Annotated in this window: 19 protein-coding genes and 1 tRNA gene; 12 read left to right on the top strand and 8 right to left on the bottom strand. The window is 45.3% G+C overall.

Annotated elements, in window-relative coordinates; genetic code table 11:
* The first annotated feature begins 58 nt into the window (after positions 1 to 58).
* Both dapA and bamC read left to right on the top strand, forming a co-directional pair.
* Positions 59 to 931: a 4-hydroxy-tetrahydrodipicolinate synthase gene (dapA, locus tag DCO16_RS06435; protein ID WP_173943796.1), complete on the top strand. Its 873-nt coding sequence runs from the start codon at positions 59 to 61 to the stop codon at positions 929 to 931.
* Positions 928 to 2,076, top strand: coding sequence for an NlpB/DapX family lipoprotein (gene bamC, locus DCO16_RS06430; protein WP_173942888.1), 1,149 nt, complete (start codon positions 928 to 930; stop codon positions 2,074 to 2,076). Before dapA ends, bamC begins: the two co-directional genes overlap by 4 nt.
* A 68-nt stretch (positions 2,077 to 2,144) precedes the next feature.
* Here bamC and DCO16_RS06425 read toward each other — a convergent pair whose 3' ends face one another.
* Positions 2,145 to 2,333, bottom strand: coding sequence for a hypothetical protein (locus DCO16_RS06425; RefSeq protein ID WP_173942887.1), 189 nt, complete (start codon positions 2,331 to 2,333; stop codon positions 2,145 to 2,147).
* 88 nt (positions 2,334 to 2,421) lie between these two features.
* Positions 2,422 to 3,672: a cupin domain-containing protein gene (locus tag DCO16_RS06420; RefSeq protein WP_173942886.1), complete on the bottom strand. Its 1,251-nt coding sequence runs from the start codon at positions 3,670 to 3,672 to the stop codon at positions 2,422 to 2,424.
* Between the two features lie 44 nt (positions 3,673 to 3,716).
* Here DCO16_RS06420 and DCO16_RS06415 point away from each other — a divergent pair, with 44 nt between their 5' ends.
* Positions 3,717 to 4,307: an FKBP-type peptidyl-prolyl cis-trans isomerase gene (locus tag DCO16_RS06415; protein ID WP_173942885.1), complete on the top strand. Its 591-nt coding sequence runs from the start codon at positions 3,717 to 3,719 to the stop codon at positions 4,305 to 4,307.
* An 8-nt stretch (positions 4,308 to 4,315) separates the two neighbouring features.
* On the opposite strand, the gene cysE is transcribed toward DCO16_RS06415, so the two are convergent.
* Together cysE and DCO16_RS06405 are read right to left on the bottom strand one after the other, a co-directional pair.
* Positions 4,316 to 5,080 (bottom strand): serine O-acetyltransferase, encoded by a 765-nt coding sequence (cysE, locus tag DCO16_RS06410; protein ID WP_173942884.1) that lies wholly within the window; start codon positions 5,078 to 5,080, stop codon positions 4,316 to 4,318.
* A gap of 44 nt (positions 5,081 to 5,124) precedes the next feature.
* Entirely contained in the window at positions 5,125 to 5,871 is a 747-nt protein-coding gene (locus DCO16_RS06405; RefSeq protein ID WP_173942883.1) for an RNA methyltransferase, read from the bottom strand.
* A gap of 128 nt (positions 5,872 to 5,999) precedes the next feature.
* Here DCO16_RS06405 and DCO16_RS06400 point away from each other — a divergent pair, with 128 nt between their 5' ends.
* The gene (locus tag DCO16_RS06400; protein ID WP_173942882.1) at positions 6,000 to 6,788 is read left to right on the top strand and encodes an inositol monophosphatase family protein; all 789 of its coding nucleotides are present in this window, start codon (positions 6,000 to 6,002) and stop codon (positions 6,786 to 6,788) included.
* An 8-nt stretch (positions 6,789 to 6,796) separates the two neighbouring features.
* On the opposite strand, the gene DCO16_RS06395 is transcribed toward DCO16_RS06400, so the two are convergent.
* The 3 genes from DCO16_RS06395 to DCO16_RS06385 are packed head-to-tail and all read right to left on the bottom strand — an operon-like array spanning position 6,797 to position 8,935.
* Complete coding sequence (locus DCO16_RS06395; protein ID WP_173942881.1) at positions 6,797 to 7,582, bottom strand: UDP-2,3-diacylglucosamine diphosphatase; 786 nt, start codon at positions 7,580 to 7,582, stop codon at positions 6,797 to 6,799.
* Entirely contained in the window at positions 7,579 to 8,082 is a 504-nt protein-coding gene (locus DCO16_RS06390) for a peptidylprolyl isomerase (RefSeq protein WP_173942880.1), read from the bottom strand. Before DCO16_RS06390 ends, DCO16_RS06395 begins: the two co-directional genes overlap by 4 nt.
* Before the next feature lie 46 nt (positions 8,083 to 8,128).
* Positions 8,129 to 8,935, bottom strand: coding sequence for a tetratricopeptide repeat protein (locus DCO16_RS06385; protein WP_173942879.1), 807 nt, complete (start codon positions 8,933 to 8,935; stop codon positions 8,129 to 8,131).
* Between the two features lie 86 nt (positions 8,936 to 9,021).
* Here DCO16_RS06385 and cysS point away from each other — a divergent pair, with 86 nt between their 5' ends.
* From cysS to DCO16_RS06355, 6 genes are all read left to right on the top strand, one after another.
* Positions 9,022 to 10,443, top strand: a complete 1,422-nt coding sequence (gene cysS, locus DCO16_RS06380; RefSeq protein ID WP_173942878.1) for a cysteine--tRNA ligase — start codon at positions 9,022 to 9,024, stop codon at positions 10,441 to 10,443.
* A gap of 51 nt (positions 10,444 to 10,494) precedes the next feature.
* Positions 10,495 to 11,151: a DNA-3-methyladenine glycosylase family protein gene (locus DCO16_RS06375; protein WP_173942877.1), complete on the top strand. Its 657-nt coding sequence runs from the start codon at positions 10,495 to 10,497 to the stop codon at positions 11,149 to 11,151.
* A 9-nt stretch (positions 11,152 to 11,160) separates the two neighbouring features.
* Positions 11,161 to 12,132 (top strand): acetyl-CoA carboxylase carboxyltransferase subunit alpha, encoded by a 972-nt coding sequence (locus tag DCO16_RS06370; RefSeq protein ID WP_173942876.1) that lies wholly within the window; start codon positions 11,161 to 11,163, stop codon positions 12,130 to 12,132.
* Positions 12,098 to 13,393, top strand: coding sequence for a tRNA lysidine(34) synthetase TilS (gene tilS, locus DCO16_RS06365; protein ID WP_173942875.1), 1,296 nt, complete (start codon positions 12,098 to 12,100; stop codon positions 13,391 to 13,393). The genes DCO16_RS06370 and tilS overlap by 35 nt, the downstream gene beginning before the upstream one ends.
* A gap of 80 nt (positions 13,394 to 13,473) precedes the next feature.
* The gene (locus DCO16_RS06360; protein ID WP_173942874.1) at positions 13,474 to 14,724 is read left to right on the top strand and encodes an aspartate kinase; all 1,251 of its coding nucleotides are present in this window, start codon (positions 13,474 to 13,476) and stop codon (positions 14,722 to 14,724) included.
* Positions 14,725 to 14,829: 105 nt separating this feature from the next.
* A tRNA-Ser gene (locus tag DCO16_RS06355) sits at positions 14,830 to 14,924 on the top strand.
* Positions 14,925 to 15,226: 302 nt separating this feature from the next.
* Here DCO16_RS06355 and DCO16_RS06350 read toward each other — a convergent pair.
* Positions 15,227 to 15,415: a sigma factor-like helix-turn-helix DNA-binding protein gene (locus DCO16_RS06350; RefSeq protein ID WP_173942873.1), complete on the bottom strand. Its 189-nt coding sequence runs from the start codon at positions 15,413 to 15,415 to the stop codon at positions 15,227 to 15,229.
* A gap of 253 nt (positions 15,416 to 15,668) precedes the next feature.
* Between DCO16_RS06350 and DCO16_RS06345 the strand changes: the two genes are divergently transcribed.
* Together DCO16_RS06345 and DCO16_RS06340 are read left to right on the top strand one after the other, a co-directional pair.
* A complete protein-coding gene (locus DCO16_RS06345) occupies positions 15,669 to 17,138 on the top strand; it encodes a DUF4407 domain-containing protein (RefSeq protein ID WP_173942872.1) in 1,470 nt (489 codons plus the stop codon).
* Positions 17,135 to 17,983: a hypothetical protein gene (locus DCO16_RS06340; RefSeq protein WP_173942871.1), complete on the top strand. Its 849-nt coding sequence runs from the start codon at positions 17,135 to 17,137 to the stop codon at positions 17,981 to 17,983. Before DCO16_RS06345 ends, DCO16_RS06340 begins: the two co-directional genes overlap by 4 nt.
* The last annotated feature ends 14 nt before the right edge of the window (positions 17,984 to 17,997 follow it).

Here is a 17,997-nt window from a genome sequence, read left to right as displayed (position 1 = left end):
AGATTCGGTGACCAAAAAAAATCAATCCTACGGTAGCAAAAAGCCCATCACTGGCAGTATGCCGGCTATTGTGACTCCGATGTTTGAAGATGGTAGCCTGGATTTTCCTGCGCTTCGCTCTTTATTGGATTGGCATGTTGCAGAGGGGACCGATGGGATTGTGATTGTAGGTACAAGCGGTGAGTCTCCTACCGTATCGGTAGAAGAGCATTGTGAGTTAATTAAAGTCACGGTTGATCATATTGCAGGACGCATTCCTGTGATTGCAGGAACAGGCGGCAACTCCACAACGGAGGCGATTGAGCTAACCCAATTTGCCAAGCAGGTTGGTGCGGATGCGAGCCTTCAAGTGGTCCCGTATTACAACAAGCCTACTCAAGAGGGGATGTATGCCCATTTTAAGAAAATTGCTGAATCAGTAGACCTGCCGGTGATTCTCTATAACGTGCCCGGTAGAACAGTGGCAGATTTAGCAGGTGATACCGTAGTTCGTTTAGCGGGCGTTTCCGGGATCATAGGAATTAAGGATGCTACGGGCAGTATTGAGCGCGGCACTTTACTGATTGCAGACTTGAAGCGAGCGGGATACGAGGATTTCTTAGTCTTCTCTGGCGATGACCTCAGCGCTGCAGCGCTGATGCTGATGGGTGGCAATGGCAACATTTCTGTCACGGCAAATATTGCACCTCGTCTGATGCATGAATTGTGCGTTGCCGCCATGTCTAATGATGTGATGAAAACCCGAGCGATTCAGTACCAATTATTAGCAGTTCATAAAGCTATGTTTACCGAGGCAAATCCCATTCCTGTGAAATGGGCCCTGCATGAGATGGGCTTAATCACTTCCGGAATTCGCTTACCTTTAACCCCATTAAGCGTCGCTTTACGCGAACCTTTGAAGACAGCAATGAAACAGGCCGGATTACTATGATCAATGTATTGCAAGCACTGCGCCAACATCGCATAACTGTTTTACTCCTTGCTGTTTCTGCAGTTACCTTAATAGGCTGTAAATCCGTTACCTCCAATGACACGGTCGACTATAAGACTTCAGGCGCTGTTCGTGGGCCAAACTTATCTGTGCCACCTGATTTAATTACTGCTCAGGCTGATCGTCGCTATATCGTTCAGGATGGTACTGCCACCATGTCTGAATACAACTCAGCACTAAAAAAATCAGTCCAATCTCGTAAGAGTGTCATGACGGGAATGCCCGGCATGCGGATTGCACGTGATGGCGAGCGTCGTTGGTTGGTAGTCGAGAAACCAGCGCCTGAACTTTACCCACAAATTAAAGACTTCTGGCAGGAGAATGGTTTTCTGCTCATCATTGATTCGCCATCAACGGGCATTATGGAAACCGATTGGGCTGAGAATCGCGCAAAAATCTCCCAAGATTTTATTCGATCTACGCTCGGTAGAGTCCTAGATTCACTATATGACACGGGTGAACGCGACAAGTATAAAACTCGCTTAGAAGTCAGCAAGCCTGGAGAAACTGAGATTTATATCACCCAGCGTGGCGCTCTCGAAAAATGTGTGACTGATAGCACTGGTTCATGTATATCCACGATATGGACATCTCGCCCTAATGATCCTGAGCTTGAGGCTGTTTTTTTGGCGCGTCTTATGGAGCGCTTGGGGATGACCCAAGAACAAGCTAAAGCTCAGGTTGCAGCGCCTCTCGGTCCAAAGACGCCCAAGGCTAAATTAGTTCAGCAGGGTGTGAATACAGCCTATATTGAAATTACTGCTGGTTTTGATCGTGCCTGGCGTGATACGGGTCTGGCCTTAGACCGCTCCAACTTTACTGTGGAAGATCGAAATCGGGCGAATGGCATTTATTACGTCCGTTATGTCAATCCAAAAGATTTGGGCGACACCAAAGGTTTCTTTACCAATCTGTTTAGCAGCAAGGATGACTCCAGCTTAAAAGCAAAGAAATATAGTGTGCTTGTAAAAGCGAGTGGGGATAATTCCTCAAGAGTCACAGTACAAGATGCTGACGGTAAGCCTGAAAATACTGCTGCTGGCTTGCAATTGTTAACTTTACTTACGGAGCAGTTGATTCGCTAGATTATTCTTAGAAATCTTAGACGTTAAAAAAGCCGCTGCGAAGCGGCTTTTTTTCTTCAAGGGGAAGATTACTTCTTTGCGTCAGCAGCAGGTGCAGCGGCTGGAGCGGCTGGAGCAGCGGCAGGTGCAGCAGTATCAGCAGCTGGAGCAGCAGGAGCAGCTGGAGCAGCTACTTCAGCAGGCTTAGCTTCTTCTTTTTTACCGCAAGCGGCTAAAACGATTGCAAACATTGCTACGAGTGCGAGTGACTTCTTCATTGGTAATTCCCTTTTAAAAATATGATTAATTAGTTGCCATTGTTAATGGAAGTCCTAGGGAAACCCCTTAAGTATTTTCCATTATGAATTATAGCGATCTTTGAGAGGGCTTGGAAATAAGCCAGCCTCCTTGGTAGGAGGTATATAGGCTATTCTGCTCATCGATTTTGCCAATTTTCGCATTTTTAAGGTATTTTTTTGATGCTAATGTTCGCCAAGCCCTTTTTGTAGGGATAGTTTGTCCAGTAGTGACATCTTCGCCGTTGCAATAGACAGTCTTTCCTAGCGCAAGCAGACGCGTTTGAGGATGGAGCGTGAGTTGATTTTTCAGTAGTGATCGCCCAAATTCCTCGGTAGTCTGTATCTTTTCGGGCCCATCAAAAATAGCTTGAGACTTTGGCTCGCTGAGATAGGCGGTAACTCCAGGTAGAAAGGTACTGATTTGATCAAGCTTTAATCTAGTTAATTGCTTTGCCAACTGCGCAATCATCTCTTGTGGGAGCTGCTCAGCTGAATGGGTAGCAGTTTGCTTGGGGTCAGCAAAGCGCGCATTTAGATCTGGAATCTCTTCAAGGGATTCCGCTAGGCGCCATAAGCCCTCTTGGAGTAGTTCTTTGTAGCTTTGAGACCGAAAACCTACAGACCAAGTTTGGCAGCCTGAATCTAAGGCAATGCCATCATGCGCTACATGGGGCGGAAGATACAGCATATCACCGGGCTCGAGCTCCCATACTTGTTCAGCCTTAAAGCGTTGCAAAATTTTTAATGGCAGGCTAGGAGTAAGGCTTAAATCTTTTTGCTGGGAGATGGCCCAACGACGACGGCCAGACATCTGAATTAAAAACACATCGTAAGAATCAAAATGGGGTCCAACACCACCGCCCAGTCCAGCAATGCTAACCATGAGATCATCAAGACGTGCATCCGGTATAAACCGAAACCAAGAGAGTACTGCAGCTGCGGCAGGATGCTTTGCCTCCATCCCTTGCAATAAAAGCGTCCAATCTGGCTTCGTGATCTGGGGAATATCCTTTTTCTTAAGAGGGCCTTCTGAAAAGCGCCATGGTTTTGCCTCAATTAAGCGAGATTCCAGATCGGCCTCACTTGCTATTTTAAATAGGGCCTCAGGCGGTATAGGGCTCTCTAAGGAGGTATTGCTTTGCTTAGCTAGATGAAATGCCGGAATGGCGCCACGGATCATCAAAGGCTTTTTATGCCAATACGTTTTCATAAACTGATTTGGGCTAATACCCCCCAATAGAGCCCAAGGCAGGTCTAGTGGCAGATTTTGAGGTGCCTGTGGAGGCTCGTAGGGCTTGCTCAAGTAAAATGAAGTCATAGATGCTAGAAGCTGTTTAAAACACCATGTTGAATGAATTACGTATGAAGATCGAAAAAAATACCGTTGTATCGCTACGCTACAAGTTAACTGATGCGCAAAATAATATTATCGAGGAACCAGATTCTCCGATGGTATACCTGCACGGCGGATATGAAGGTACTTTTCCGAAGATTGAGTCTTTATTAGATGGACAGGATATTGGATATGAAGCCAGTATTCAATTGGAGCCAAATGAAGCTTTCGGTGAATATGACCCAGAACTATTAAAGATTGAACCACGTGCACGATTTCCTGAGCCGCTAGAAATTGGGATGCAATTTGAGGGGGTTCCAGATTCTGAGGCAGATGATGACAGCTCTGATGTCGATGATGAGACCCTTATCTATACCGTGACTGATGTAGCTGATAGTCAAGTGGTTTTAGATGGCAATCATCCGCTTGCAGGAATGGCCTTGCGTTTTTGGGTTCAGGTAGAGAATATTCGCACAGCTAGCGATGAAGAAATTGAAAACCGTCATCCCGCGGGAGCCGAGAGTTTTACTTTTGGTATGCCTAATGAAGAAGATGGCGATGATGATAATTCTATTGACCCCTCTTCAAATCCTGAGCATCCTTCACCAACCTTACACTAGCGAACAAGCTACTCTTTAAGCCATTCCTTTAAAGCATCCAGGTCACGTTTAGTGCCACTACCGACACCAGCATCTGCTGGCGTGTTGTTAAGTCTTGCCAATGCTTTCTCAAGCGCTTCAATTTTGGCTTCCTGTTCTAAGGTAGCATCAATCAGGCCCTTAAGCGCCATCGATACGGGATCGTCGACATTGGGTGTCACTCCGTACGCAGAAAAGTATTCTTTGGCTTTGCTGTCCACACTTGTAGCCTGAGGTAAATCAGGATGCAATATGCGGGCCGGTATTCCTACTGCGGTCGCGCCAGCAGGAATCTCTTTAAGTACGACAGCATTAGATCCAACGCGTGCGCCATCACCAACAGTAAAGCCACCCAGTACTTTTGCTCCAGCGCTAATCACGACACCTTTGCCTAAGGTAGGGTGACGTTTAACGCCTTTATATAGTGAGGTGCCACCTAAAGTGACACCTTGATAGATCGTGCAATCATCGCCAATTTCAGTAGTTTCACCAATGACAATGCCAAGACCGTGATCTAAAAAAACACGGCGGCCAATTTTTGCCCCAGGATGAATTTCAATACCAGTGATAAAACGTGCAAACATTGAGAGCAGGCGGGCAATCCATTTCAGACCTAGATTCCATAAACTGTGGGAGAGTGTATGTATCCAGACTGCATGAAGACCTGGGTAGCAAGTAATGACCTCTAGGCGATTTCTGGCGGCTGGGTCACGAACGATGATGGAGTCGACTTGGTCGAAAAGCGCTTTAAACATATGGAGATTTTAACGGTTAAAGCTGTAATGGAAGGGGTGCCTAGTTACTTTTTGAGCATCATCTGTTTGGCTATTCCACGTAATAGGTCGATTTCCTCTTTATGGAGCCGACTTCGTGCAAAAAGAGCTTGTAAGCGGGGCATGAGCTTTTTAGGGTTGGCAGGATCAAGATAGCCAATGGCCTCTAAGCCCGCTTGCCAATGTTCTAGCATCGCTGCTACAGCTGCAGGGTCGGCATAATCAATCTGCTCCGAGGATGCATTAAGTACCTCATCTGAATCCACGCTAAGAGCCTCTCTCAGCCCATAGGCGCAAACCATGATTGCTTGGGCCAGGTTCAGTGAGGGATAGAGGGGGTTAGCCTCTAGCCAAACGCGATGCGTGCATAAGGAGAGGTGCTGATTATCAAGGCCAGTCCGTTCAGGGCCAAATAGTAGTGCCACCTTCTGACCTCTGCCCACATGAGCTTGAACTAGTTTCCGAGCCTCATTCCAATCTATGGCAGGCGGCCCAAACTCGCGATCACGGCTTGTTAGTCCGAGAACTAAGGTGTATCCCTGCACACTCGATTCAAGAGAGTCAGATTCTTGGCTAGATTGGAGAATATCCGCTGCACCACTAGCTAAGGCAATAGCCTCATCATCTTGTGCTATCCCAGCAGTTTTGGGATTGATGAGTTGCAGATCGCTAAACCCCATAGTTTTAAGGGCGCGTGCTGCTGAGCCCACATTTCCAGGGTGGCTAGTCTGAATAAGGATCCAGCGCAAGAGCTGGGCTTGGTCTTTATACATGATGGTTGGTAAGCGTAGATTGTGGGGTGTTTAAGTATGAATCGTTTAGAATCAGTAAGTTCGCCTCATATTGTCATGCAGTTTGCAATCTGAAGCCCTTGTTCTTATTTAATTTGTCCATCAAAACTATGCATCCCATGTTAAATGTGGCCGTCAAGGCCGCCCGTCGTGCTGGTACCATCATTAATAGAGCCTCTCTGAATTTAGAGCGCCTACAGGTTGACCGCAAACAACATAATGATTTTGTTACTGAGGTGGATAAACAGGCTGAAGCGGCGATTATTGAGACACTCAGCGATGCCTACCCCACGCACGGATTTTTAGCAGAAGAAACCGGTGCACAGAATCTAGATGCAGAAAATATTTGGATCATAGATCCCTTAGATGGCACCACCAATTTCATTCATGGCTTTCCACAATATGCAGTTTCTATTGCATTGGCAGTGAATGGCGTCACTCAACAAGCCGTAGTTTATGACCCAACTCGTGATGAGCTTTTCACAGCAACGCGGGGTGCGGGTGCGTACTTAGATCGCCGGCGCTTGCGCGTAGCTACTCAAGATCGCTTAGTAAATTGTTTACTGGGCACAGGTTTTCCATATCGTGAAGATCAAGACTTGGAAAAATACTTAAAGATTTTTGCTGACATGACCCGCCAATGTGCTGGATTACGCCGTCCTGGAGCAGCTTCTCTGGATTTGGCTTATGTTGCTGCTGGCCGATACGATGGATTCTTTGAGAGTGATCTCAAGCCATGGGATATGGCAGCAGGCGCGCTGTTGCTCACTGAGGCTGGCGGTTTGATTGGTAACTACCGTGGCGAAGAAGGTTTCTTACAAAGCGGCGAAGTCATGTGTGCAAACCCTCGTATCTTTGCGCAGATGGTGCAGTGTTTATCTAGATATTCAAGCTGCTAAGTATCTGCTTAGCTCTTAATTAAATCGCTGTAGTGCACACCGCTCGCATCGATACGTAATGCGCTGGCTTTAGGCTGAGCTCTTTCGGGGTGATCCATGTCCCAGTCCGATAAAACCCATCGTTGCCACTCTTGATCCCCTAACTGTTCTTGATGATGTGCTGGTAAATGCGTATGGCCATGAATCAACCTATCCGATTGACCTCGTAGTACTGCAGCACACGCTGCTAATGTCACATTTGTTTTAATTTGAGCAAGCGCAGGGGATTGCTGCTGGGTATGTTGATATTGCTGAGCACTTTGACTGCGTAAATGATTAGCAATGCCACGACGCCAATCTAAAGGCATCAACAAAAAGAGTCTTTGCAACCAAGGTTTGCGTACTAGACTCCGAAATGCTTGATAGCCCACATCGGCAGTACACAACCCATCACCATGGCACAGTACATAGTCATGACCAGCAATCTCTAGCTTAGAAGGATCAGGCAGCAATGTCATACCGGTTTTATTTAAGAAATCAGAGCCAATCAAAAAGTCACGATTACCGTGGAAGTAATATGTTTTGACTTTAGTGGAAAGGGTGGCAAGTGCTCGTTTAACTTCTTGATGAAAGGGTGAGTGTAGCGCTGCATCATCACCAACCCAATACTCAAAGAGGTCACCCAAAATAAATACAACCTCTACTTTGGGTGCTTCCTTTTCACAAAAGTCGAAAAATCGTTGCGCCGTCAAGGGCATTGACGGCGTGAGATGGAGGTCCGATATGAGCAGGGCGCTCGCGTATTGCGGAATCATTCCTCGAGAACAGTAGCCTTTTCAAGCACAACATCTTCTGCTGGTACGTCTTGATGAAATCCACTACTGCCAGTTTTTACTTTACGGATCACATCAAGCACATCGGATCCCTCTGTGACTTTACCAAAGACGGCGTATCCCCAGCCTTGTGCATTGGGCGCTGTATGGTTTAGAAAATCATTGTCATTGACGTTGATAAAGAACTGCGCTGTGGCTGAGTGGGGGTCGCTAGTACGGGCCATAGCAACAGTGCCACGATCATTTTTTAGGCCATTATTGGCTTCGTTCTCAATCGATTCGCCAGATTTCTTTTCCTTCATTCCAGGTGCCATGCCACCACCTTGAATCATAAAGTTATCAATCACACGATGAAAGATCGTGCCATCGTAGTGACCACTTTTTACGTATTGCAAAAAGTTTGCAACAGTCTTGGGCGCTTTTGCAGCGTCGAGTTCGAGAGTGATATCGCCTTTATTGGTTTTGAGTAGAACTTTTGACATGATTCAATTCGCTTTCTAAACGGTTGGAGAACTGCGTTATATTAAATTATTTACTATTTTTAAGTGGTGCGGTTGAGGCGGGCGGTGCTTTCTTAGGAGGGTCTAAGATCTCCCGTAAGGCTTTTGCTCGGTTACTGTATTGACGTTGATTAAGCCGCGCATCCTTAGCAGCATTGTCATATGCCTGTGCCCCTAAGCGAATATATACTTCACCTAAATTGGCAGAGGCTATGGCATATGTTGGACGTAGCTTGAGGGCTAGCTCTAAGTAATCTCTTGCTTCAATCCAATTACCTTGATTGGAGGCTAAGGCCGCTAAATTATTGTAAGGTTCTGGCAGCTCTGGAAATTGTTGAGTGATTTCAATTAAGGTTTTTTTAGCCGCTTCCCACTGACGCATTTCTATTTGCATGCGCGCTTTGATATAGCGCAACTGCACATTCCCTGGAGTCTTTTTAAGAAGTTGATTGATAAGATCTATTGCCTCAGGATATTTTTTAGCTTTAACAAGTCTTTCTACTTCAGACGGCACCGCATTTTTAGTGACAGGGTCTGGCTCAATAATGAGGAAGGATAAAAAGGGTACTGCTACAGAGTCAGATAGCTCGGTATTGAATTGGTCATAGCCAGATGCGTTGCTATTAAGTTTTGGGGGATCATTAGGCCCATCAGACCCCAAATAGGGCGCAGGTGGGTTTTGGCCACCAGCTTGAGCACTGGCATTAAGCGCTTGTATTTCCGCATTTGCCAGTTGCTGACCGGGCGTGCTGCAGCCACTGAGCATAAACAGAGCAAAGGCAACACTCAGAATCCACAAGAAGCGATGTCTTGGTACATTAGGGCTATATGTCATAGAGGAAAAGGGTAAAAAACGGGCTCATTCGATATACTCAGCGCTCAGTCTAACAAATTAGTGCTCCTTGCCCCTTTAAAGCTTCTATGCTGCAAATCTATAACACTCTTAGTAGGTCTAAACAACCCTTTAAGCCTCTCGAGCCAGGCAAGGTCAAGATGTACGTTTGCGGGATGACGGTCTACGACTATTGTCATATTGGCCATGCCCGAGTGATGATCGTATTTGATATGGTGGTGCGCTGGTTGCGGGCCAGTGGGTATGAAGTCATTTATGTTCGAAATATCACAGATATTGATGACAAAATCATCCATCGCGCGATTGAAAATGGCGAGCCCATTGCCGCTCTGACTCAGCGCTTTATTGACGCTATGCACGCCGATTCAGAACAGTTGGGCTTAATACATCCAGATCAAGAGCCCCGTGCTACTGACTTTATTACTCAAATGCAAGGCATGATTGGTCGACTGATTGAGCAAGAGTTGGCTTATCAGGCGGATGATGGTGATGTGAACTTTGCCGTACGTCTCTTTCCCCAATATGGTCGTTTGTCAGGTAAATCCATAGATGAACTGAATGCGGGTGAGCGGGTTGCGATTGGCGGTGGTAAAAGAGATCCACTGGATTTTGTCCTTTGGAAAAGCGCTAAATCGGAGGAGCCTGATGATACTCGCTGGAAGTCACCTTGGGGTGAAGGTCGACCCGGTTGGCATATTGAATGCTCAGCGATGTCTTGCGACTTACTAGGTCAGCATTTCGATATCCATGGGGGTGGTGCTGATCTTCAATTTCCGCATCATGAAAATGAGATTGCCCAAAGTGAAGGTGCTTTGTACGGACGTAAGCACACATCTGCTGATCAGCCTTCTGTCAATTATTGGATGCACAACGGCCATATTCGGGTGAATGAAGAAAAGATGTCCAAGTCTTCGGGCAATTTTTTCTTAATTCGAGATGTGCTCAAGCGCTTTGATCCTGAAGTTGTGCGTTTTTTTATGTTGCGTGCCCATTACCGTAGTCCAATTAATTACAGCGATCTACAGCTCGAGGAAGCACGTGCTGGTCTAGTACGCCTTTATACTGCGTTGTCCCAAGCAGCTTCATTAGATCACGCTATAGATCCCCACTCACCGTGGGTGAAGCGCTTTACAGAGGCAATGAATGACGATTTCAATACCCCTGTGGCGATTGCGGCATTATTTGACTTAGCAAGCGAGATTAATCGGGCGCAAGGCTTAGAAAAAGCTGATTTATCCAGCACGCTCAAAGTGTTGGCTGCCCATCTTCATTTCTTACAACGTGACCCAATTGAATTTTTGCAAATGGGAAATCCTACTTTAGATGAGAGTTTATCTGTCGTGGCAATTGAAGAGCAGATTACGGCAAGATCAAGTGCCAAGCAAGCTAAAGATTTTGCCAAGTCCGATCTCATTCGCAAGAATTTGCTCGAACAGGGTATCGTATTAGAAGACAAGCCAGGTGGAATAACAGAATGGCGTAGAAGTTAAACCCATGATGCATAAATTAAATAAAGAAGCACTGTATCTTATGGATTTATTTTGAGTAAAACAGCAGATTTAATTATCATCGACGAAGTAGCCCCTGAATATTGGGAGCAGGCTTGCGCAGAGTTGATGAAACATGATCGCATTCTAAAAAAACTGATCCCGAAGATTGGCGTAGGTTTTTTAGTGACGCGTGGAGATGCTTTTAGTACATTGGCAAGATCCATTGTCGGCCAACAGATTTCAGTAGCGGCAGCGCAATCCGTTTGGAATAAAGTCCTGCTCGCCCTAAAAAAGAAGGTCACTCCAAAAAATATCCTAGGGGTAAGCGTTGAGGAGTTACGTGCTGCAGGCTTATCTGGCCGCAAAGCGGAGTACATCCGAGATTTGGCTGAACATTTTGATTCCGGCCGATTGCATGCCAATCAATGGAAGGGTATGGACGATGAGGTAATTATTAAGGAATTGAGCGCTATTCGGGGTATTGGGCGTTGGACAGCAGAAATGTTCCTCATGTTCAATATGGTTCGACCCAATATTCTTCCGTTAGATGACGCTGGCCTAATTAAGGCTATTTCCCTTAATTATTTCAGCGGAGAGCCTGTTAGCAGGCATGAGGCCCGTGAGGTAGCGGCAAATTGGGCCCCTTGGTGTACGGTTGCTACCTGGTATATGTGGAGAAGTATCGACCCCAAGCCCATTGAATACTAAAATCAGACTATGAAAACGACATTCCTAGATTTTGAACAGTCAATCGCTGAACTAGAGTCAAAGATTGAAGAGCTCCAATTTGTACAAGATGAATCCTCTGTAGATATTTCTGATGAGATAAAAACACTTTCCGAAAAAAGCCAGCAGCTGACGAAAGATGTCTATGCCAATTTAACTCCTTGGCAAGTTTCTCAAGTAGCACGTCATCCACAGCGTCCTTACACCTTAGATTATGTCAACGCCTTATTTACGGATTTTCATGAATTGCATGGCGACCGCAGTTTTGCTGATGATCAATCCATGATTGCGGGCCTAGCCCGTTTTGAGAATCAACCTTGCATGGTTATTGGCCATCAAAAGGGCCGAGATACGAAAGAGCGTGCTTTACGAAACTTTGGCATGAGTCGTCCAGAGGGCTATCGAAAAGCTATGCGTTTGATGCGTCTTGCGGAGAAATTTAAATTACCAGTCTTCACCTTTGTAGATACCCCCGGGGCATTTCCGGGTATTGATGCAGAAGAGCGCAATCAATCTGAAGCGATTGGGCGCAATTTGTATGTTCAAGCAGAGCTAGAGGTGCCTATTATTGCTACGATTATTGGTGAGGGTGGTTCAGGCGGTGCCTTAGCAATTGCAATGGGTGATGTGGTGCTGATGTTACAGAATTCAACTTACTCGGTAATCTCACCAGAGGGGTGCGCATCTATCCTATGGAAGACAGCTGAAAAAGCACCAGAGGCTGCTGAGCAATTGGGTTTAACCGCACAACGCCTAAAAACATTAGGTCTGATTGATAAGATTGTGATGGAGCCAACAGGTGGTGCGCATCGTGACTACGAAACTATGATGAATGCTATGCGTAAAGCCTTAGCAGATTCCTTAAAGACTTTTGATGGCATGAAAGTCGATGCTCTTCTTGAGCGTCGCCACGCGCGCTTAATGAGCTATGGCAAGTTCAAGGAAATCGAAGCAAAATCCTAAGCTAGCCAAACGAATTGCAGTTGCCCTGAGTGGCGGCTTAGATTCGGTTGTATTGCTTGATACTGTCTGCAAAGCTGCCGATAAAAAAACGGAGATTTGGGTATTTCATATTCATCACGGTCTACAAAAGCCTGCAGATCAATGGCTTGAGTTTTGTGAGAAGCTAGCAAAAAAATATCAGGTTCATTTTGATTTTAGGCTTCTTCACTTTAAGAATATCAACGAGGGTAATATTGAAGCGCGTGCAAGAGCGGCGCGTTATGAGGCCTTAACTGAGCTCTGTGAAGATCATGGTATTGAAGATCTACTCTTAGCCCACCATCAAAATGATCAGGCAGAAACGGTTCTACTGCAATTATTGCGTGGCGCCGGTGTTGCAGGTCTTTCAGGAATGCCAGAGCATCGCCCACTGCTTTCTGGCGATCGAAAAATTACTCTATGGCGGCCCTTACTAAATCAGAGTAGGGGTGAGCTTGAGGCCTATGCAAAAATGTATCGCCTTCAATGGATTGAGGACCCTAGCAATCAGAGTACCCGCTTTCGGCGCAATGCCCTTCGTAAACAGATTATTCCAAGGCTTGCCAAGATTCAGCCCGAGGCAGTTGCTAATTTAGCGCGTAGCGCGCAACTTCTAGCGCAGTCTCAACAATTACTAGACCGATTAGCAGTGCAAGATAGTAAAGCGATTTTGCAAGCAAGTGGATTGAAGTTGCCTCCACTGCAAGCATTAGCCCAGCAAGATTTACCTGCTGCCAATAATGTGGTGCGCTATTGGCTGAAATTAAACAAGCTCGCAATGCCCTCGCAAGAGCGTTTAGATTCTTGGTGGCAAGATCTCATGAAGGTTAGCCCAGATGCTAGCTTAGAGTGGTTGCATGATGAAGTCAGCATTCGTCTATGGCGTGGCATGTTACAAATTGCCCATACCCAGTCAGGAGAATGGATTTTTAAATCGATTCCTGTCAATAGCAAGCAATTTGGATTGTCTGCTCCATGGTTAGCTGATGCCAAAAAACAAGACTTGATTGAATACAGGGATAGAAAAGGATCTGAGAAAATTCAAATACAAGCCAAGAGCCCCCGTAAAACATTAAAGAACCTTTACCAAGAAGGTAATGTACCGCCATGGGAGCGACAGGCGCCCTTGTTATATATTGCTGGCGAGTTAATTGCGGTTGCAGGGATAGGGATCAGTTACCCACATCTCTTAGACAGTGGCAAGAGAGTATTGCCCGTATGGTCAAGTAAAAAAACCCTGTAAAATGCTAGTTTTAACGCACTATAGAATGTAAGTTCCTAGTGCTTTAGCAGAATAATCAGCATAGACAAAAGATCGCTTGTATGGCTTTAATCGTTCATAAATATGGTGGCACCTCAATGGGCTCAGTGGAGCGCATACAGAATGTCGCAAAACGCGTAGCCAAATGGATGCGTGCTGGGCATCAAGTCGTGGTGGTTCCCTCAGCCATGTCTGGTGAAACTAACCGTTTACTGGGCTTAGCAAAAGATATAAATCCTGATGCAAGCCCGCGTGAGCTAGACCAAATTGCCTCTACTGGGGAGCAGGTAAGTTCCGGCTTATTGGCCTTAGCACTTCTTCGAGAAGGTGTTGATGCAGTTAGTTATGCTGGATGGCAAGTCACTGTACACACAGACTCATCCTTTACTAAAGCGCGTATTAAAAGTATTGATGACCAGAAGTTACTAGCTGATCTTAATGCGGGTCGTGCAGTGGTAGTGACGGGATTTCAAGGGGTCGATCCAAATGGCAATATCACAACCCTAGGCCGTGGTGGTTCAGATACTTCTGCCGTTGCTATGGCAGCGGCGTTAAAAGCCGATGAGTGCTTGATTTATACCGATGTGGACGGTGTCTACACTACTGATCCCCGCGTTTGTGAAGATGCCCGTCGTTTAGACAAAATTACTTTTGAAGAAATGCTAGAGATGGCCAGCCTTGGATCGAAGGTATTGCAAATTCGTTCTGTGGAGTTTGCTGGTAAGTACAAAGTAAAAACCCGTGTTCTGTCATCCTTGACGGATCCGTTGATGCCCCTTGATCTTGAGATGAAGTCGGGTACCTTGATTACATTTGAAGAGGACAGCACTATGGAAGCCGCCGTTATTTCTGGTATCGCGTTTGCGCGTGATGAAGCCAAAATTACTGTATTGGGGGTTCCTGATCGCCCAGGTATTGCTTATCAAATTCTAGGACCGATTGCAGACGCCAACATTGATGTGGACATGATTATTCAGAATCAATCCAATGAGGGTGTTACGGATTTCACCTTCACAGTGCCGCGTGCTGATTATCAAAAAGCCTTAGATTTATTGAAGAAGAATGTTCAAGGACATATTCAGGCAAAAGAAATTACGGGTGATGCCAAAGTGTCTAAGGTATCGGTTGTTGGTGTAGGTATGCGCTCCCACGTAGGCGTAGCTAGTAAGATGTTTCGTACCTTATCGGAGGAGGGCATCAATATCCTCATGATCTCTACAAGTGAAATAAAAATCTCGGTAGTAATCGACGAGAAATATATGGAGTTAGCTGTAAGGGCGCTGCATAAGGCTTTTGAGCTAGACCAGAAGTAAGTTGGGGAAGTAAATAGCTGTAAAGCTCGCTGGCTAATGGAATCCGTTAAACTGTGGGCGCAGGATGGTTGTTCGAAGCAGTAGTAGCGGTTTTAGTATCAATACGGAGACGTGGCCGAGCTGGTCGAAGGCACTCCCCTGCTAAGGGAGCATCGGGGCTAAAACTCTGATCGGAGGTTCGAATCCTCTCGTCTCCGCCAATAACATTGCCAACCCATCTGCTTTTCCCCATATATAACATAGACTTAGCCACTTAACTGGTGCCCTTGTTTTCCGTCAAAATTGCTCCGCTTACCAGTACGCTTACCACTAAAACATTGCTTAAAGATGGATTCCTATGGATTTCACTAGAAATTTTATCTATAAGAATGCCAAATTAAATTTAAGATAAATCAAAAATAATTTAGTTTTTTGGCCCATAAGCTCTTTTTATACCGTCATGGAGCTCAAATAACTGCAAACCTAGCAGACACTACTTTGTTCACAATCATGCAAAAATCGATCAGATCAGATCAGTAAGTTTTATTCCTTGAGCCTGCATTTTCTTTCTAAGCTTGTGAATTGCTTTTGCTTCAATCTGCCTGACTCGCTCACGCGTAAGATTAAGTATGTCTGCAATTTCATTTAGGGTGAGATGACATTGATTGGCATTGGTCTTCACATTTGAGGCAGCTGTCTTATTTATTTCCATCTTGAATTTCCCCCTTTACTATTTAAAAAGCTACATAACTAGCATGACATACTTGGATTTCGCATCATGAGATAGTCAGGTAATTTATAAAAATAGTTTTTAATTCATCTGCGATGTCTCCTTAATTACTGTATATTTATACAGTACTAATTCTGATTAAATAGGGAAATTCTTACCTAATTAATTGAAGCTCAATCTATGAGCCTCTCACTTGAAATACTCCACTCATCAAGATAACCAAGTGGGTGGGTATATGACTATCAGGCAACAACTCGTTTTTTTAACTGGTCACCGCATTGCTGCTAATGCCACTGCAGAAGAAGTGGGTAGCCTAAGCAAAATCGGAGTGGCCATTGCCTTTGCCAGCTTTCTAGCAGCATTGCAATTTGGCATAGCCGGTTGGTTCCTGGCGATGGATTTGCATACATCCCTGCAAATCTTGATGGCCTGCACGTTTGCCATGATCGGTGCGGGCATTGTCCTCGTGCTGGATCGTAACTTTATCTATCTAGCCGATACACGTTATGAAACCGATAAAAAGCTCACCTATGTCTATCTAGGTATTCGTATCTTTCTGATTACGGTGATTGGTTCACTCAGTAGTCAATTCACGATGCCTTTGTTTTTAAAGTCCGAGTTAGCGATTCATGCCCAAGATATGAAAAATGGACGTTATAGCGACGCTAAAGAGCGCTATCAAGAAAAGCACGAGTTAAAAGATAAGGCCAATAACGTAACAAGTCTTGAGCAACGTGAGACTAGGCTCAAAAAAGAAATCCAGGTATTAACGCCGGAGATTATTCGTCAGCGTAATCAAGTCAATTATTGCTTTGCTGATTACAACAGAAAAACCAGAACGACATTTGCACCCGATCTTGATGAGAATGAAATTCTTAACCTCTATGCTAAAGATAAGCGGGAGTGTGAGCGGATTGATGGCGCCTATCGAGCAGCCTATAGAGCTTATGTCAACCCTAGAGAAGCTGAACTAGCTCAAATGGGCGCGGCTATTACTACAGCACAGGCTGAAGTGGAGAGTGCTAAAAAAGAAATCGTAGTTGATCTCAATAAATCTAGTCAAATCGATGAAGCCTATATCAACGTGGCTTCAGCTGATGTGCTCTCATCCCTCGTTACGCATAGCCCAGGGGTGTTCTTCAAATATTTATTAATTACCTTGTTGCAGTTGTGTTTAGAGCTCATGCCAATTTTGCTCAAACTACAAGCAGGGCAATCAGGTCTAGGCCATCGCATGGCACTCTTTGCTTACGAAACCAAGACCAAAACATTTGCGCAAATGAACCAAAGCTCAAGCAAGAGAATAGCTTCAGAGGCAGAGCTTGAACTTGCTCAACATGAAAAAGAGATGGTCAGAAAGAGGCAATACTCTACAGAGCAAGAGTATGAGTCCAAGATTGGCTATCAAAAAGTAGCTCAAGATTTAGAAAAAGAAAAGCTCAAAGCTGAACTAGAAGAGCTCAAGCGAAAAAATAGCACCTATGGCCGTATGCAACAGCAATTTAGCAACGGCTTTAATCAGGCATCAACCCAGTTTGTAAATCGAGTGGTGACGCCAGCCACTGCAATGGCGAGCAAGCCATTCTCAGCAAGCGTACAAAGTGCCAATGAGACTTCAAGTGCTCCAACACACACTACAAAGGTAGTAGACCTTGGTGGTAATTATGGAATGGGTTTTGATGGGGGAGCTAAAGCCGCATCATGAAACTGCTGCTTTGCCTAATATCTGCATTAACACTGGTAGCGTGCGCTAGTAAGCCGCGCTATCAGTCGTACAGCACGCCCACCTATAGTGCTCCAGCGCGGACCTACAGTACGCCTACTTACAGCTATACCAACCAAAACATCTACCAAAGGCCTGCTCAAAGAGTCATATCAACGACTCCGGCAAGACCGATCACTAGCCCACCTATTGCCGTATCTAACTTTGAACGCCTTAGTTATGAAGATCTTGTCCGGTTTGAGCCCAATTGTGAGAAACGTACCGAACAAGTAGCGCTATTAGAAGAGCAACTCAAGCGTAACCGTTTTTATATGGTGAGCGGGGTGGAAGGGAATAGCTATCCAGACAAGATTAGCAAAAGCTATTACTCGCTCGCCAAATACCGTATTTGGTCATTGCGCTTTGCTTGTCAGGGAACAGAAGTCAGTAGAGAAGTGATCAAAGCAGATCTTCAAGCGGTCCCTAACGCTGCCCCTCAGTCCACACCGCGTTGTTACTTTGAAGAGATCACAGAAGCAAAGATAGCGGTTAAACAGGTGGGCTATCGCAATAGCGATCTGAGTAATGACCAAACCTCTACGAGAAGAGAGATCTGTACCAATTTTCCTTATGTAGCTGATAAGCCCTTTATTCGGGTTGGTGAGCACATTAGCTTTACCCCAAAAGAGATGAGTGATGGCCAAGCTAAATCTAGTTTACGTAGGTGGCGAGGAAACATTTATCAATTGGCATCAAAAACAGAGATTCATCAAAACCAAGCAGTGCGTTTTACCTTAGTAGCAGTACGTTCAGGAATAAACCAGTGGACTGTAGTCGATAAGTTTTGACCATATTTTTAATT

This window comes from Polynucleobacter antarcticus, from assembly GCF_013307245.1.
Lineage (GTDB): Bacteria > Pseudomonadota > Gammaproteobacteria > Burkholderiales > Burkholderiaceae > Polynucleobacter > Polynucleobacter antarcticus.
The sequence above is the reverse complement of the archived record's forward strand: the minus strand, read 5'-3'. Positions and strand labels throughout refer to the sequence as shown.

Coding starts and splice junctions, on each gene's coding strand:
- dapA (WP_173943796.1), top strand. CDS start 59: ATGCCGGCTATTGTGACTCCGATGTTTGAAGATGGTAGCCTGGATTTT.
- bamC (WP_173942888.1), top strand. CDS start 928: ATGATCAATGTATTGCAAGCACTGCGCCAACATCGCATAACTGTTTTA.
- DCO16_RS06425 (WP_173942887.1), bottom strand. CDS start 2,333: ATGAAGAAGTCACTCGCACTCGTAGCAATGTTTGCAATCGTTTTAGCC.
- DCO16_RS06420 (WP_173942886.1), bottom strand. CDS start 3,672: ATGACTTCATTTTACTTGAGCAAGCCCTACGAGCCTCCACAGGCACCT.
- DCO16_RS06415 (WP_173942885.1), top strand. CDS start 3,717: ATGAAGATCGAAAAAAATACCGTTGTATCGCTACGCTACAAGTTAACT.
- cysE (WP_173942884.1), bottom strand. CDS start 5,080: ATGTTTAAAGCGCTTTTCGACCAAGTCGACTCCATCATCGTTCGTGAC.
- DCO16_RS06405 (WP_173942883.1), bottom strand. CDS start 5,871: ATGTATAAAGACCAAGCCCAGCTCTTGCGCTGGATCCTTATTCAGACT.
- DCO16_RS06400 (WP_173942882.1), top strand. CDS start 6,000: ATGCATCCCATGTTAAATGTGGCCGTCAAGGCCGCCCGTCGTGCTGGT.
- DCO16_RS06395 (WP_173942881.1), bottom strand. CDS start 7,582: ATGATTCCGCAATACGCGAGCGCCCTGCTCATATCGGACCTCCATCTC.
- DCO16_RS06390 (WP_173942880.1), bottom strand. CDS start 8,082: ATGTCAAAAGTTCTACTCAAAACCAATAAAGGCGATATCACTCTCGAA.
- DCO16_RS06385 (WP_173942879.1), bottom strand. CDS start 8,935: ATGACATATAGCCCTAATGTACCAAGACATCGCTTCTTGTGGATTCTG.
- cysS (WP_173942878.1), top strand. CDS start 9,022: ATGCTGCAAATCTATAACACTCTTAGTAGGTCTAAACAACCCTTTAAG.
- DCO16_RS06370 (WP_173942876.1), top strand. CDS start 11,161: ATGAAAACGACATTCCTAGATTTTGAACAGTCAATCGCTGAACTAGAG.
- tilS (WP_173942875.1), top strand. CDS start 12,098: ATGGCAAGTTCAAGGAAATCGAAGCAAAATCCTAAGCTAGCCAAACGA.
- DCO16_RS06360 (WP_173942874.1), top strand. CDS start 13,474: ATGGCTTTAATCGTTCATAAATATGGTGGCACCTCAATGGGCTCAGTG.
- DCO16_RS06350 (WP_173942873.1), bottom strand. CDS start 15,415: ATGGAAATAAATAAGACAGCTGCCTCAAATGTGAAGACCAATGCCAAT.
- DCO16_RS06345 (WP_173942872.1), top strand. CDS start 15,669: ATGACTATCAGGCAACAACTCGTTTTTTTAACTGGTCACCGCATTGCT.
- DCO16_RS06340 (WP_173942871.1), top strand. CDS start 17,135: ATGAAACTGCTGCTTTGCCTAATATCTGCATTAACACTGGTAGCGTGC.